The sequence below is a fragment of the Phytobacter cepae genome (genome assembly GCF_054165735.1).
Genome location: NZ_CM135107.1, coordinates 4378850 through 4393137, shown reverse-complemented (window position 1 = coordinate 4393137; position 14288 = coordinate 4378850). Strand labels below are relative to the sequence as shown.

At 48.6% G+C, this 14288-nt stretch carries 12 protein-coding genes; 9 read left to right on the top strand and 3 right to left on the bottom strand.

Annotation, left to right across the window (positions count from 1 at the left end; translation table 11 throughout):
- Window positions 1-3: 3 nt before the first annotated feature.
- Window positions 4-570, bottom strand: a complete 567-nt coding sequence (satP, locus tag ACUY4Q_RS20595; protein ID WP_458044535.1) for an acetate uptake transporter — start codon at window positions 568-570, stop codon at window positions 4-6.
- 295 nt (window positions 571-865) lie between these two features.
- On the opposite strand from satP, the gene dnaK reads away from it, so the two are divergent.
- Complete coding sequence (gene dnaK / locus ACUY4Q_RS20590; protein ID WP_458044534.1) at window positions 866-2782, top strand: molecular chaperone DnaK; 1917 nt, start codon at window positions 866-868, stop codon at window positions 2780-2782.
- An 86-nt stretch (window positions 2783-2868) separates the two neighbouring features.
- A complete protein-coding gene (dnaJ, locus tag ACUY4Q_RS20585; protein ID WP_458044533.1) occupies window positions 2869-4005 on the top strand; it encodes a molecular chaperone DnaJ in 1137 nt (378 codons plus the stop codon).
- 72 nt (window positions 4006-4077) lie between these two features.
- On the opposite strand, the gene ACUY4Q_RS20580 is transcribed toward dnaJ, so the two are convergent.
- Entirely contained in the window at window positions 4078-5652 is a 1575-nt protein-coding gene (locus tag ACUY4Q_RS20580; protein ID WP_458044532.1) for a bifunctional metallophosphatase/5'-nucleotidase, read from the bottom strand.
- Window positions 5653-5695: 43 nt separating this feature from the next.
- On the bottom strand, window positions 5696-6406 hold the full coding sequence (locus ACUY4Q_RS20575) for an outer membrane protein OmpK (protein ID WP_458047406.1): 711 nt from the start codon (window positions 6404-6406) through the stop codon (window positions 5696-5698).
- Window positions 6407-7078: 672 nt separating this feature from the next.
- Here ACUY4Q_RS20575 and ACUY4Q_RS20570 point away from each other — a divergent pair.
- The 7 genes from ACUY4Q_RS20570 (at window position 7079) to ACUY4Q_RS20540 (ending at window position 14259) form a co-directional block, all read left to right on the top strand.
- Window positions 7079-8590, top strand: coding sequence for a sulfatase family protein (locus tag ACUY4Q_RS20570; RefSeq protein WP_458044531.1), 1512 nt, complete (start codon window positions 7079-7081; stop codon window positions 8588-8590).
- A gap of 92 nt (window positions 8591-8682) precedes the next feature.
- Complete coding sequence (locus ACUY4Q_RS20565; RefSeq protein WP_458044530.1) at window positions 8683-9882, top strand: anaerobic sulfatase maturase; 1200 nt, start codon at window positions 8683-8685, stop codon at window positions 9880-9882.
- Between the two features lie 27 nt (window positions 9883-9909).
- Window positions 9910-11160: an IS1/IS1595 family N-terminal zinc-binding domain-containing protein gene (locus tag ACUY4Q_RS20560; protein ID WP_458044529.1), complete on the top strand. Its 1251-nt coding sequence runs from the start codon at window positions 9910-9912 to the stop codon at window positions 11158-11160.
- Between the two features lie 175 nt (window positions 11161-11335).
- Window positions 11336-12496 (top strand): Na+/H+ antiporter NhaA, encoded by a 1161-nt coding sequence (nhaA, locus tag ACUY4Q_RS20555; RefSeq protein WP_458044528.1) that lies wholly within the window; start codon window positions 11336-11338, stop codon window positions 12494-12496.
- Between the two features lie 60 nt (window positions 12497-12556).
- Window positions 12557-13450, top strand: coding sequence for a transcriptional activator NhaR (gene nhaR / locus ACUY4Q_RS20550; RefSeq protein WP_458044527.1), 894 nt, complete (start codon window positions 12557-12559; stop codon window positions 13448-13450).
- 88 nt (window positions 13451-13538) lie between these two features.
- The gene (locus ACUY4Q_RS20545; RefSeq protein ID WP_458044526.1) at window positions 13539-13850 is read left to right on the top strand and encodes an antibiotic biosynthesis monooxygenase family protein; all 312 of its coding nucleotides are present in this window, start codon (window positions 13539-13541) and stop codon (window positions 13848-13850) included.
- A gap of 4 nt (window positions 13851-13854) precedes the next feature.
- A complete protein-coding gene (locus ACUY4Q_RS20540) occupies window positions 13855-14259 on the top strand; it encodes an amino acid-binding protein (protein WP_458044525.1) in 405 nt (134 codons plus the stop codon).
- Window positions 14260-14288: the final 29 nt, after the last annotated feature.

Below are 14288 nucleotides of genomic sequence, written 5' to 3'. Positions count from 1 at the left end.
AGATTAGTGCTGTTCGCCAATCGGCAGGACGGTACGACCGTATTGCTCGTTCAGGACTTCACCCATCGCCAGGTAAATCGCGCTTGCGCCGCACACCAGGCCAATCCAGCCAGCAATGTGAACGATGCTTTCGTTGTCTGCCAGGTGACCGACGGCCAGCAGTGCGAACAGCACGGTCAGGCTCAGGAACACAAACTGCAGCATACGTGCGCCTTTCAGCGTACCGAAGAACATAAACAGGGTGAACACGCCCCAGATACCCAGATAGACACCCAGGAAGTGGCCGTTCGCCGCCTCAGCCAGACCCATTTTTGGCAGCAGCAGGATAGCAACCAGCGTCAACCAGAAAGAACCATAAGAGGTAAACGCGGTTAAACCGAAGGTGTTGCCTTTTTTATATTCCAGCAGGCCAGCAAAAATCTGTGCGATACCACCGTAGAAAATACCCATAGCCAGGATAATGCCATCCAGCGGGAACATACCAATATTGTGCAGGTTAAGCAGAATAGTGGTCATGCCGAAACCCATTAAGCCCAGCGGAGCCGGATTAGCCAACTTAGTGTTGCCCATAATTCCTCAAAATAAATCAATATGAATGATGAAAGGTGACCCGGCATCCGTATTGAGGAAGCGGGGCGGCGGCATCATAAATAGCGCTATGCCCTGTGTCTATGATCTGAACAGGTGGAAATTAAAAAATTTTTTAATCCTTCCCCTTGATGCCTGCCGTTACGACCCCATCTTGTAGTCAACCGCAGTGTGTGGGCCTGAAAAAAAGCGAAGGGGAGCAGTTGAAACTCCATAATTCGCCCTTATTACAGGTTCACAACCACATGTTGACTGAATTTTTAGTGGAGACGTTTAGATGGGTAAAATTATTGGCATCGACCTGGGTACTACCAACTCTTGTGTAGCGATTATGGATGGCACTACTGCACGTGTGCTTGAGAACGCCGAAGGCGATCGCACCACGCCTTCTATCATTGCGTATACCCAGGATGGTGAAACTCTGGTAGGTCAGCCGGCTAAACGTCAGGCAGTGACAAACCCGCAAAACACCCTGTTTGCGATTAAACGCCTGATTGGCCGCCGCTTCCAGGACGAAGAAGTTCAGCGTGACGTTTCTATCATGCCGTACAAAATTGTTGCCGCAGACAATGGCGACGCATGGCTTGATGTGAAAGGCACCAAAACGGCACCGCCGCAGATCTCTGCTGAAGTGCTGAAGAAAATGAAAAAAACGGCTGAAGATTACCTGGGTGAACCGGTAACTGAAGCGGTTATCACCGTACCGGCTTACTTTAACGATGCTCAGCGTCAGGCAACCAAAGACGCTGGCCGTATTGCTGGTCTGGAAGTCAAACGTATCATCAACGAACCGACTGCCGCTGCGCTGGCTTACGGTCTGGATAAAGAAGTCGGTAACCGTACTATCGCGGTATACGACCTCGGTGGTGGTACTTTCGATATCTCTATTATCGAAATCGACGAAGTTGATGGCGAAAAAACCTTTGAAGTTCTGGCGACCAACGGTGATACCCACCTGGGTGGTGAAGACTTCGATAGCCGTCTGATCAACTACCTCGTTGAAGAATTCAAGAAAGATCAGGGCATTGACCTGCGTAATGACCCGCTGGCGATGCAGCGCCTGAAAGAAGCCGCTGAGAAAGCGAAGATTGAACTCTCTTCCGCTCAGCAGACCGACGTGAATCTGCCGTACATCACCGCAGATGCCACCGGTCCGAAACACATGAACATCAAAGTGACCCGTGCGAAACTGGAAAGCCTGGTAGAAGATCTGGTGAACCGTTCTATCGAGCCGCTGAAAGTTGCGCTTCAGGATGCTGGCCTGTCTGTTTCTGACGTTCAGGACGTTATCCTGGTCGGTGGTCAGACGCGTATGCCAATGGTTCAGAAGAAAGTGGCTGAGTTCTTTGGTAAAGAGCCGCGTAAAGACGTTAACCCGGACGAAGCTGTTGCTATCGGTGCAGCGGTTCAGGGCGGCGTGTTGACCGGTGAAGTGAAAGACGTACTGCTGCTGGACGTGACCCCGCTGTCTCTGGGTATCGAAACCATGGGCGGTGTGATGACTGCGCTCATCACCAAAAACACCACCATCCCGACCAAGCACAGCCAGGTGTTCTCTACCGCTGAAGACAATCAGTCTGCGGTAACCATCCATGTGCTGCAGGGTGAACGTAAACGTGCGGGTGATAACAAGTCTCTCGGCCAGTTCAACCTGGACGGTATCAATGCAGCACCGCGCGGCATGCCGCAGATCGAAGTGACCTTCGATATCGATGCTGACGGTATCCTGCACGTTTCCGCGAAGGACAAAAACAGCGGTAAAGAGCAGAAGATCACCATCAAGGCCTCTTCTGGTCTGAACGAAGAAGAAATTCAGAAAATGGTTCGCGAAGCAGAAGCGAACGCAGAATCTGACCGTAAGTTCGAAGAGCTGGTTCAGACCCGTAACCAGGGCGACCATCTGCTGCACAGCACCCGTAAGCAGGTTGAAGAAGCCGGCGACAAACTGCCAGCCGATGACAAAACCGCTATCGAGTCTGCTCTGAGTGCGCTGGAAGTGTCTCTGAAAGGCGAAGATAAAGACGATATCGAAGCGAAAATGCAGGCACTGGCGCAGGTTTCCCAGAAACTGATGGAAATCGCTCAGCAGCAGCACGCACAGCAGCAGGCAGGTTCTGCTGATGCTTCTGCGAACAATGCGAAAGACGACGATGTTGTTGACGCTGAGTTCGAAGAAGTAAAAGACAAAAAATAATCGCCCTGATGCAGGGTAAGTAATCAGCACGGGCGTAGGAGTTTTCTCCACGCCCGTGCTCGCATGTTAAGGGGCTGAAAAAAACAATGGCAAAACAAGATTATTACGAGATTTTAGGCGTTTCCAAAACAGCGGAAGAGCGTGAAATCAAAAAGGCGTATAAGCGCCTGGCCATGAAATATCACCCGGACCGCAACCAGGGTGATAAAGAGGCCGAAGCCAAATTTAAAGAGATCAAAGAAGCCTACGAAATCCTGACCGATGCCCAAAAACGCGCTGCTTACGATCAATACGGGCACGCAGCCTTTGAACAAGGCGGTATGGGCGGCGGCGGTGGCGGCTTTGGCGGCGGCGCAGACTTCAGCGACATCTTTGGTGACGTGTTTGGCGATATCTTTGGCGGTGGCCGGGGGCGTCAACGCGCAGCACGTGGTGCTGACTTACGTTACACCATGGAACTGACGCTGGAAGAAGCGGTACGCGGCGTGAGCAAAGAGATTCGCATCCCGACGCTCGAAGAGTGTGACGTTTGCCACGGTAGCGGTGCCAAAGCGGGTACGCAGCCGCAGACCTGCCCTACCTGTCATGGTGCAGGCCAGGTGCAGATGCGCCAGGGCTTCTTTGCCGTACAGCAGACCTGTCCACACTGTCAGGGCCGCGGTACGCTGATTAAAGATCCGTGCAATAAATGCCACGGTCATGGTCGCGTCGAGAAAACCAAAACCCTGTCCGTTAAGATCCCGGCCGGTGTCGATACAGGCGATCGCATCCGTCTGGCGGGTGAAGGCGAAGCGGGTGAACACGGCGCACCAGCAGGCGATCTGTACGTTCAGGTACAGGTGAAGCAGCACGCCATTTTTGAGCGTGAAGGCAACAACCTGTACTGCGAAGTGCCTATCAACTTTGCGATGGCTGCGCTCGGCGGCGAAATCGAAGTGCCAACGCTCGATGGGCGTGTGAATCTGAAAGTGCCTGGTGAAACCCAGACCGGTAAGCTGTTCCGCATGCGCGGTAAAGGTGTGAAGTCCGTACGCGGCGGTGCGCAGGGCGATTTGCTGTGTCGCGTGGTCGTTGAAACGCCAGTGGGTCTGAATGACAAGCAGAAACAGCTGCTGAAAGAGCTGCAGGAAAGCTTTGGCGGCCCTACCGGTGAGCATAACAGCCCGCGTTCGAAAAGCTTCTTCGATGGCGTGAAGAAGTTTTTTGATGATTTGACCAAATAAACGCTGCATTAAAAAGCCTGAATCTATGATTCAGGCTTTTTCGGATGAATATACGCAGGGAACAGTGCGGAGTTATTTACTTATATCATCGACACGTAAAGTGTGATCCGGCGCGATATCCTTCATTTTTTTAATGTAATCAATAATAGCCTGTGACGTTTGTAAACCCGGAACAAACTTCACATTCTTACCATTTTTAAAGGCCAAGAATGCGCCGCCGCCATTTGCAATGAACGAGTCGAGAGCAACCGTATAAACATCACTGTCTTTTACTGGTTTCCCTTTGATGGTGAATTCAACAATTCGCTGACCCTGCGGTTTGGTACTGTCATATTTCATCGATACTTCTTTTGACACTTGCAGGATGCCGTTTTTGAGGTCGGCTGCATGGGACATAACCGACCGCAAATCTTTACCGGTGAGTTCCATGCTCATGACATCGTTGGTAAACGGATACATATTAATCACATCGCCGATGGTGATATTACCTTTAGGCAGATCCGCGCGAATCCCCCCTGCGTTGTAGAAGGCGATATCTGCTTCTGGCACTTTATACATCAGTGCTTCGGTAATTAAGGCGCCAGTCGGTGATGACTCGCCATAAGAGCGAGTTAACACTTCGGGAGAATGCCCAATAACCTGTTGCGTGATTTTTAATAGCTTTTCATTCCACTCATCAACTTTCTGTTGCGTGACAGGATCGGCTTTATACGTATCGGTATAAAGGGTAATGAGTTTACCGTTATAACCATCAACTTTTTTGGTCGTGGGGTTATAATCCAGCACCAGCTTACCCATATCAATGGTATAGGCATCAGTGGAGACAACCAGGGTATCATTCACTTTTATGGGCTCCGGTGTGCCGACGTGGGCGTGCCCTGTTATCAGCACATCAACGCCATCAAGCTTACCTGCCATATCAATATCTTCCTGGAGTCGGCGTGCAACATCGCTACTACCGAAGCTGGACTGACGTGCAGGAACGCCTTCATGAATAAGCAATACCACCAGGTCAACTTTGCCTTTCAGTTCAGCAATTGCCTCTTTGATGTATGGTACCGGGTCGCGAGCTTCAATGCCTTCACGTACGCCAGCGGCTACGGCCTCATAGAATGCTGACACACCATGTGCACCAATAACACCAATTTTTGTTCCGTCTCTTTCCACAATGGTATAAGGCGTTTTAATCAGTGGGGTATTGGTTTTGGAGTAAAAAATGTTATTTAATAATACCGGGAATTTGAGCTTACTTAGCTGTGTAACAAGATTATCATGTCCGTGATCGAACTCATGATTACCCACCAACACAGCATCGTAGGGCATAGTGTTCATAATATCGATGATGGCTTCGCCTTTAGTCAAGGTACTAATGGCTGGACCCGTGAAGTAATCGCCAGCATCAAAGAAAAAAACATTATTTTCGCTTTTTTTTGCCTCATTAACGACGCCCGCTATCGTCGCAAATCCACCAATCGGGCGTTTTTTATCGACATAGGGAACAATTTCTGGCGAAACATGCCCATGCATATCGTTGGTGTAATAAATGGTCACGTCTTTCGCATGTAAAGTGAAAGGTGCCATTGCGGTGGTTAATCCAATGCAAACAGCTAAATAAGAAAGCGTAATTTTTTTCTTCATCATTGTCATTCCATTTATATATTCTTTGAAAGATAGAACTGTATATAATTAATTAAAATTCAAAGCCAATCAGATAGTTTATACGATCACCATATTCTTTATATCCGAGCTTGTTATTAAAATAACGATATGACACAGAGGCCTTCCATTGCGGCATGAAACGCCAGGTAAGCGTTACCGCACCACTCAGACCTGTATGACCGCCCTGTTGCTCGGCATAAGCGTCATTACGGTCAAATTCAATTTCATTCCAATCCGAAATAGTAAATTTTTCGCCGAAAAGGTTGAAGTGATAGGCGGCCACCCAGCCAAGTACATAACCATTCCATCCATTGGCCATGCCATATTTTTTAGAATTATAATCGTTTGAAAGGTTATGAACGGCAATATAGGGCTTGATAAACCCTGATTTACCCGTCAGGCCCAGATAACCTAAACCATATAACATATTAAGCTCATCGCCGAATTTGTTTTCCATGGACATATAGAGTTTGCCCATCAGCGTAACATCAGACTCAAATAAGCGATAATGTCCTAAAAACTGAGTGGTATGGTTACGGCCATCTACAGGATGGTTCAGTACGTTCATTTCATAAAAAGAAGAAAATTCGCCTTTATCAAAAACAGCGCCAAAATCCGCAACGGCTTTCCATACTTCCCCACGGCCAACATTTACAAAACCTTTGTTCCAGTCGCCATAACCCGCACTTACCGAGCCATAAACACGTTTCAGTTCAGTTGCTTGTGTATTAAAAGACGCCATTGAAATAAAGAAACCCAATGAACATAAGGCACACTTTTTTATTCTTATTTTTTTCATACTCTTCCCCAGAGATATAAGATGTTAGTTTTGAAACATTAGGAAGGAGTAGTTTATTGAGGGATTTATAATTGACTAGTGACAGCGTTCTCAAAAAAAAGCCAAAAAAAATGGGTGGCTGTATAGTGTCTCGTTGTGTTGTTTTTTTATCTCTAACATCATGTTTTATAGATGCGATGGAGGAAAAGAGATTGTTTTTTTATAAGCCAAATCATATGTTGAGGTTATATAAAATCTTTATATATAGTGTGTGTCTATAAAATTAAAAAATGACACGTTTCCACGATGATCAAATTCTAACACAATCAATAATAACGCACTGGGAAAACAACATAATCTGACATCTGGTAGTGAATATATTAATGAGCAACCTAGATGTGATCTCCATCACTTAACTTTACACAAGTATTGTATACTTTGTGGCACTAATTCAGGCGGCACTCCGGTGCACAAGAGATTTTTTCATCCATTATGTAGTCGATGCACCACATTATAATTTAAGACAAACCCTGTAATTGAGTTCACTCTAAACCGCTTCCTTAATTTATTGACGAGGCATCTGGCTTCGTTAAGGGTATTTTTCTATTTACTGAAGGGAATATCAAAGGATCTGAAATGAAAAAGACATTTATTGCCAGCATGATTGGTCTGGCGTTATGTGCAGGCGGTACGTTATCTGGCGCACAGGCAGCAGAAGTGAAACGCCCTAATCTGGTTATTATTCTTACGGATGACTTAGGCTACGGTGATTTGGGGGCTTATGGGCATCAAATTGTTAAGACGCCAAATATCGATAAATTAGCCCAGGAAGGGGTCAGGTTTACCGATTATTACGCTCCCGCGCCGCTCTGTTCACCTTCCCGCGCGGGGCTACTGACGGGGCGAATGCCTTTCCGCACCGGCATTCGTTCCTGGATCCCCGAAGGCAAAGATGTCTCCATCGGGCGCAATGAACTCACTATTGCCAATCTATTAAAAGAGCAGGGCTATGACACCGCATTAATGGGAAAATTGCACCTTAACGCCGGGGCAAACCGTACCGATCAGCCACAGGCCAAAGATATTGGCTTCGATTACTCACTGGTTCATGCGGGGGGATTCATCACCAATGAACGGTTGGCAAAGGCAAAAGAGCGCCCACGTTATGGTCTTGTTTACCCGGACGCCTTTATCCGCAACGGTAAGCCCCTCGGTGAGGCAAAACAACTCAGCGGCGAACTGGTCAGTACCGAAGTGGTGAACTGGCTGGGTGAGCGTGAGAAGAAGAAAGAAGATAAACCTTTCTTCCTGTACGTTGCCTTTACCGAAGTGCATACCCCCGTTGCTTCATCGAAAAAGTATCTTGATATGTATTCGCAATACATGAGCGATTTTCAGAAGCAGCATCCTGATATGTTCTATGGTGATTGGGCCGATAAACCCTGGCGTGGTCCGGGTGAGTACTACGCTAACATCAGCTACATGGATGAGCAGGTGGGGAAAGTCGTTGAAAAAATTAAGGCAATGGGCGAAGAAGACAATACCATCATTATTTTCACCAGCGATAACGGCCCAGTAACACGTGAAGTTCGCAAAGTTTATGAACTCAATATGGCCGGGGAGACCGATGGGCTAAGGGGACGCAAAGATAATCTGTGGGAAGGGGGGATTCGCGTACCGGCGATTATCAAATATGGTAAACATCTGCCACAGGGGATGGTCACTGATACACCGGCTTCCGGGCTGGACTGGATGCCGACGCTTGCGCAGATGATGAAGTTTGAGCTGCCTAAAGATCGTACGCTTGACGGCCAGTCTCTTACTCCTGTATTTCAGAAAGCGGAGCTGAAGCGGCACAAACCATTGATTTTTGGCATTGATATGCCGTTCCAGGACGATCCCACCGATCAATGGGCGCTACGCGATGGTGATTGGAAAATGATCATCGACAGGGAAGGGAAAGCAAAATATCTCTACAACCTGAAAAACGATCGAGCGGAAACCATGAATCAAATCGGGAAAAACCCGACGGTTGAAAAACGTATGTACGATCAGTTCCTGAAATATAAGCAAGATATTGATAATGACTCACTCATGAAAGCCCGTGGCGACAAACCCACACCCGTGACCTGGGTTAACACGTTCTAATAATAAAAAAATCATTATGCCACTTAGGGCACTGCCCGCCCGATCTCTCCATCAGAGGGATCGGGTCCTTTTTGTTTTAACGAGTAAAAACGATGCGCAGAAAAAGTTGCCAGGTCATGATCAAACCTACCGGTTCAGTTTGTAATTTAGACTGCCAATATTGTTTCTATCTGGAAAAGGAAAAATTATACCCGGACAGAAATAACAATTTCAGGATGAGCGAAAGTACATTAGAAAATTTGGTCCAGCAACATATTGCAGCACAGGAAATTGATGAAGTCATCTTCGCCTGGCAGGGCGGCGAACCTACGCTGATGGGAATAGATTTTTATCGTAAAGCCGTAGCGTTACAAAAACGTTATGCTAATGGAAAAAGAGTTATTAACACCTTCCAGACAAATGGTGTCCTGGTTGACGACCGATGGTGCGCTTTTTTTAAGGAACATGCGTTTCTGGTCGGCATTTCCATTGATGGTGATGCAGTAATGCATGATAAATGGCGAGTCACTCGGTCAGGTAAACCTACCCATAAAAAAGTTGAACAGGCCATCTATTCGCTGAGACGTCATGGGGTTGAATTCAACACCCTGACCGTTGTCAGTCAGGCTAATGCCTCTCAGGCGCTGGACGTCTACCGTTACCTCAAAAATGCTGGAAGTCAATATATGCAGTTCATCCCATTGGTCGAACGAGGAAATATAACGGGCGATGGGAAGCAGTTAGCGCATCCAAAAGAATCTCAAACGCAGGTGATGCCGTGGTCGGTAGGTTCAATGCAGTTTGGTAAATTTCTTAGCGCCATTTTTGATGTCTGGATTCGCGAGGACATTGGTAATATTTCTGTTCAACTATTTGAGCAGACACTTGCGGCATGGTGTGATCTCCCCCCTCAGGTATGCATTTTTGCGCCACGTTGTGGTAGTGCATTTGCGTTGGAAATGAATGGGGATGTTTACAACTGCGATCATTATGTCTATGCCGATTATAAATTAGGCAATATAAATCAAACTTCGCTAAAAGAAATGAATAATGGTGCGCAAAATCTCGATTTTGCAGAAAATAAATATCGTAACCTGTCCGGTGAGTGTCACTCCTGCCCATGGCTTTTTGCCTGTTATGGAGGCTGCCCCAAGCACCGCTTTTTGCCTTCACTCTCTGGCGACACGAAGCAAAACTACCTGTGCGAGGGCTATCGGTATTTCTTTGACCACACGGCAGAAATAATGGGGGCCATGAAAACATTATTCCAACATGGTCATTCACCTGCCGATATCAAAACCATCTTCCGCTAAGCCCCTCAACATTCAGAAGGAACTGCAATGTTTAATCATCTCAATGTGAATTGTTGTAAAACGATAGGTTGTAAGAATGTAGGGGTGCTGCAAAGCCCTGATTATCAGCCGCACGGGGACAATATTCTCTGTCGCGAATGCGGGTTTTTATTTCCCCTCATTTCTGAAAATGCACTCAATTCTTTTCGCATACTGGTGAATAAACAGTGGAAAGGTCTGGTCCGACAGTGTCCGGATTGTGGTGGGACATCGCTTAAACGCCATGGATACGCGTACAGCGGTAAGGTCAGACTTTTATGTCGACATTGCAACAGAACATTTTTGTATGTCGCGGATCGGGCAGAGACAAAACGGCCGGGTCCTTTATCGGAGGCAATAACCGCCGGCATGAGTCTGGCTGAACTACGCATGGCACTCAGGTTAGACAATACTGCGCTTGCCAGGCAATTAGCTCGATTAGCATTACACGTGAATCGGGAGATGTCTCAGATACGTTTTCCCTCGCTTGATATCGCACTGAGCACGCGTGCTTTTACGCTCAAGTTTAATGGCTCAAATAATGCGCTTTACGCCCTTGTGACGGCTGAAGTAGAAAGTGGGAACATCGTCGCTGTCTCGACCAACTACTCTCCCTTTCCTGTTGAAAATGAATATCAGTATTTCTCAAGTTTTGCAGAACGGCCTGGTCCAGGCACAATCGTCCACCTTGTTCAGCGAAAAGAGAGCATGACTGCAAGGCGCGGAATTCTCTTCGATATTGATTATGGCCCTGCACGGTTATGGAAAAATGATGCGGGGATGCTTGTAAAACCCGTTCTCCCTGCCTATCGCCATTTTGAGCTCGTCAAAAAAATGACAGATGAACGTTCTCTGAATGTGCAGCATTTTCTGGAGCACGAATGCTTTATCCTGGGTGGATGCCTGATGGCCAACTATCGCGATGTCAAAGACGGGCGATGCCATATCTCATTTGTTAAAGAACGCGGAATGCAGCGAACAGGGCAACAGCGTCCCCCTCGTTATTTTCTTGCTGGTGGGATCCGCAACAACGCCTGGCGCTACTTTTCCACGCAAGAGTATGCGATGGCGGTATCAAACCTGACAGGCAATAAAAAATTAAGCCAGGTTAGCCAGGCGACGCTTATCCCGGCGGCGCGGTTTATTCACTATGTCGAATCCCACCCTTTTTGCGCCCAGATGCAGCGATTATCCCCGGCAAATGTTGGAAGAGTGCTGGATTACCTCCGCTACGAGTACAACCAAAAACAGCTGTCATGACAGTCCGTCGCGTCAAGGCTGAACCTCATGTGAGCAAATTAGAACTCTTCCCAGGCGCCATGATTTTAAAAGCTCGACTAAACCGAGTTTACCCTCAACAATTATCTGATTTTATCGAGCTTTTGGACGCGGTAATATGGCCACCCTTCAGGGAGCCGTTTATCGGGAGAAAATCATGAAATTTTTACAACGCTTCTTTGGTAGCGATGTTTCGGGAGGCATTGTCCTCATTATTGCCGCTGCGCTGGCGATGCTTTGCGCAAATCTTTCTTTTACTCAAGCAGGTTACCAGGCCTTTCTGGACACGCCCGTTGCGTTCAAATTTGGTGCGCTGGATATTGATAAAAATATGCTGCTCTTCATTAACGACGCGTTAATGGCAGTGTTTTTCCTGATGGTGGGTCTGGAAGTGAAATATGAGCTGGTGCAGGGCGCACTGGCCACGCGTCAGCAGGCAATTTTTCCGGTGATCGCGGCGATCGGTGGCATGGTGGCACCGGCGTTGATTTATCTGGCATTCAATTTTCACGACCCGGTGGTCAGTCATGGCTGGGCGATTCCAACGGCTACCGATATTGCGTTTGCCCTCGGCGTGCTCGCTCTGCTGGGCGATCGTGTTCCCGTTGTATTGAAAGTGTTCCTGATGGCGTTGGCCATTATTGACGATCTGGGCGCTATCATCATTATTGCCCTGTTTTATACCAGCGACCTTTCGATGGCAGCGCTCGGCGTTGCCGCGGCGGCTATTGTCGCGCTGGCGCTGCTGAACATCTTTAATGCCCGGCGCACCGGTATCTATATCCTGGTGGGGTTGGTGCTGTGGACGGCGGTGCTTAAATCGGGGATTCACGCTACGCTGGCGGGTGTTATCCTGGGCTTCTTTATTCCGTTGAAGGAGAAGGACGGTGTGTCTCCTGCCCGGCAGTTGATCAATGCCATTCATCCCTGGGTGTCCTGGCTCATTCTGCCGCTGTTTGCTTTTGCCAACGCCGGTGTGTCACTGGAGGGTGTCTCGCTGAGCGGCCTGACCTCAGCGTTGCCGCTGGGTGTCATCGCCGGTCTGTTGATTGGCAAACCCGTCGGTATCTCCCTCTTCTGCTGGCTGGCATTGCGTCTGGGAGTGGCAACACTCCCCAAAGGCGCAGCCTTTAAGCAAATCATGGCGGTAGGCGTGTTGTGCGGCATCGGTTTTACCATGTCCATTTTTATCGCGACGCTGGCCTTTGGTGATGTCGATCCGCATAGCGTCGGTTGGGCGAAACTGGGGATCCTGACGGGCTCTGTTCTGTCTGCAATTATAGGTTACTGTCTGCTGCGCACGCGGATCGTCCGTTAACCTCTGATGGGAAGGCGAGTGACCGCCTTCCCGTTATCTCACTCAGGGAGCGAAGAGGCGATGTCGAATATTAATTACAATCACTTGTACTACTTCTGGCAGGTCTACCGTGAAGGTTCGGTTGTCGGGGCAGCAGAAGTATTATTTCTGACGCCGCAAACCATTACCGGGCAGATCAAATCCCTGGAGGAGCGGTTGCAGGGCAAGCTCTTTAAGCGCAGGGGAAGAGGGCTGGAACCCACTGAACTTGGCGAGCTGGTGTTTCGCTATGCGGACAAGATGTTCACGCTGAGTCAGGAAATGCTTGATATCGTTAACTACCGCAAAGAGTCACATCTGCTTTTCGATGTGGGCGTCGCGGATGCATTATCAAAAACGCTGGTCAGTGGCATTCTCGATGCCGCCGTGCAGGAAGGAGAGCCTATTCACCTTCGCTGCTTTGAATCCACTCATGAAATGCTGCTGGAGCAGCTCAGCCAGCATAAACTCGACATGATTATTTCGGACTGCCCGATCGATTCGACGCATCAGGAAGGGCTGTTTTCGGTGAAGATCGGCGAGTGCAGCGTCAGTTTCTGGTGTCAGAAGCCGGCGTTAAATAAGCCGTTCCCGGCCTGTCTGGAAGAGCGTCGTCTGTTGATTCCCGGGCGCCGCTCTATGCTCGGCAGAAAGCTGTTGAACTGGTTTAATTCGCAGGGGCTCAACGTTGAGATTCTCGGTGAGTTTGATGACGCCGCACTGATGAAATCTTTTGGCGCAGCGCACAACGCCATATTTGTTGCCCCCACGCTGTATGCGCGGGACTTTTATTCTGACGACAGCATGCTGGAAATTGGGCGTGTGGAGAATGTGATGGAGGAGTATCACGCCATCTTCGCCGAACGTATGATTCAGCATCCCGCGGTGCAGCGCATCTGCAACCGTGATTACGCCTCCCTGTTTCGCGGCCTCTGACGTTTTACTCCACGTTTCGCTGAGCGACGAAGCATTCCGATCCCCATGCCGTAAATTTATCACCGTTAATTCATAGAGGTGATAAATCATGATAGCGGTACTTTTTGAAGCAGATGCAGTTGTTGAAAAACAGGCTCGATACCTCGAACTGGCAGCGCAGCTCAAGCCACTCCTGAGTGGGATTGATGGTTTTATTGATATAGAGCGTTTTCAGAGTCTGACCACGCCTGGCAAAATCCTCTCATTATCCTGGTGGCGTGACGAAGCCTCTATTCTTGAATGGAAGAAAAACCACTTTCATCATGCTGCTCAGATTGAAGGCCGGGAAGCCATTTTTGCGTATTATCGAATTCGTATCGCCCGCCTTGAGCGCGAATACTCATCGGAAAGTCGGGGGTAAGACGATGTACGATATTCACGTTATTCTGAAGAACGCACCGGGTGAACTGGAGAAATTGGGTAAGACACTGGGCAGCAATGGCATTGGCCTTGAAGGTGGTGGTGTTTTTACCACGGGAAACGAAGCCCATGCCCACTTTCTGGTTGCAGAGGGGGTAAGGGCGCAGGGGGTGCTCGAAACGGCGGGCTTTACGGTACGTAATGTGTCGCATCCGCTGATCCGTAAACTGAAACAGGAAAGGCCGGGCGAGTTAGGGGAAATTGCAGCCGCACTGGCGTTACGCGGAGTAAATATCCTGGTACAGTATAGCGATCATGCTAATCAGCTCATTCTGGTGACCGACAACCAGGCGGCTGCCAGTGAGGCCACTGAACCCTGGGAGGTCACCGTTGACCGTGAATCATCCTGAGCCGCTTGCCGAAGACGATGCGCTTGAAC

Bases quoted from the DNA above. Each gene is read 5' to 3' on its own strand.
- satP (WP_458044535.1), bottom strand. From the start codon at position 570: ATGGGCAACACTAAGTTGGCTAATCCGGCTCCGCTGGGCTTAATGGGT.
- dnaK (WP_458044534.1), top strand. From the start codon at position 866: ATGGGTAAAATTATTGGCATCGACCTGGGTACTACCAACTCTTGTGTA.
- dnaJ (WP_458044533.1), top strand. From the start codon at position 2,869: ATGGCAAAACAAGATTATTACGAGATTTTAGGCGTTTCCAAAACAGCG.
- ACUY4Q_RS20580 (WP_458044532.1), bottom strand. From the start codon at position 5,652: ATGACAATGATGAAGAAAAAAATTACGCTTTCTTATTTAGCTGTTTGC.
- ACUY4Q_RS20575 (WP_458047406.1), bottom strand. From the start codon at position 6,406: ATGGCGTCTTTTAATACACAAGCAACTGAACTGAAACGTGTTTATGGC.
- ACUY4Q_RS20570 (WP_458044531.1), top strand. From the start codon at position 7,079: ATGAAAAAGACATTTATTGCCAGCATGATTGGTCTGGCGTTATGTGCA.
- ACUY4Q_RS20565 (WP_458044530.1), top strand. From the start codon at position 8,683: ATGCGCAGAAAAAGTTGCCAGGTCATGATCAAACCTACCGGTTCAGTT.
- ACUY4Q_RS20560 (WP_458044529.1), top strand. From the start codon at position 9,910: ATGTTTAATCATCTCAATGTGAATTGTTGTAAAACGATAGGTTGTAAG.
- nhaA (WP_458044528.1), top strand. From the start codon at position 11,336: ATGAAATTTTTACAACGCTTCTTTGGTAGCGATGTTTCGGGAGGCATT.
- nhaR (WP_458044527.1), top strand. From the start codon at position 12,557: ATGTCGAATATTAATTACAATCACTTGTACTACTTCTGGCAGGTCTAC.
- ACUY4Q_RS20545 (WP_458044526.1), top strand. From the start codon at position 13,539: ATGATAGCGGTACTTTTTGAAGCAGATGCAGTTGTTGAAAAACAGGCT.
- ACUY4Q_RS20540 (WP_458044525.1), top strand. From the start codon at position 13,855: ATGTACGATATTCACGTTATTCTGAAGAACGCACCGGGTGAACTGGAG.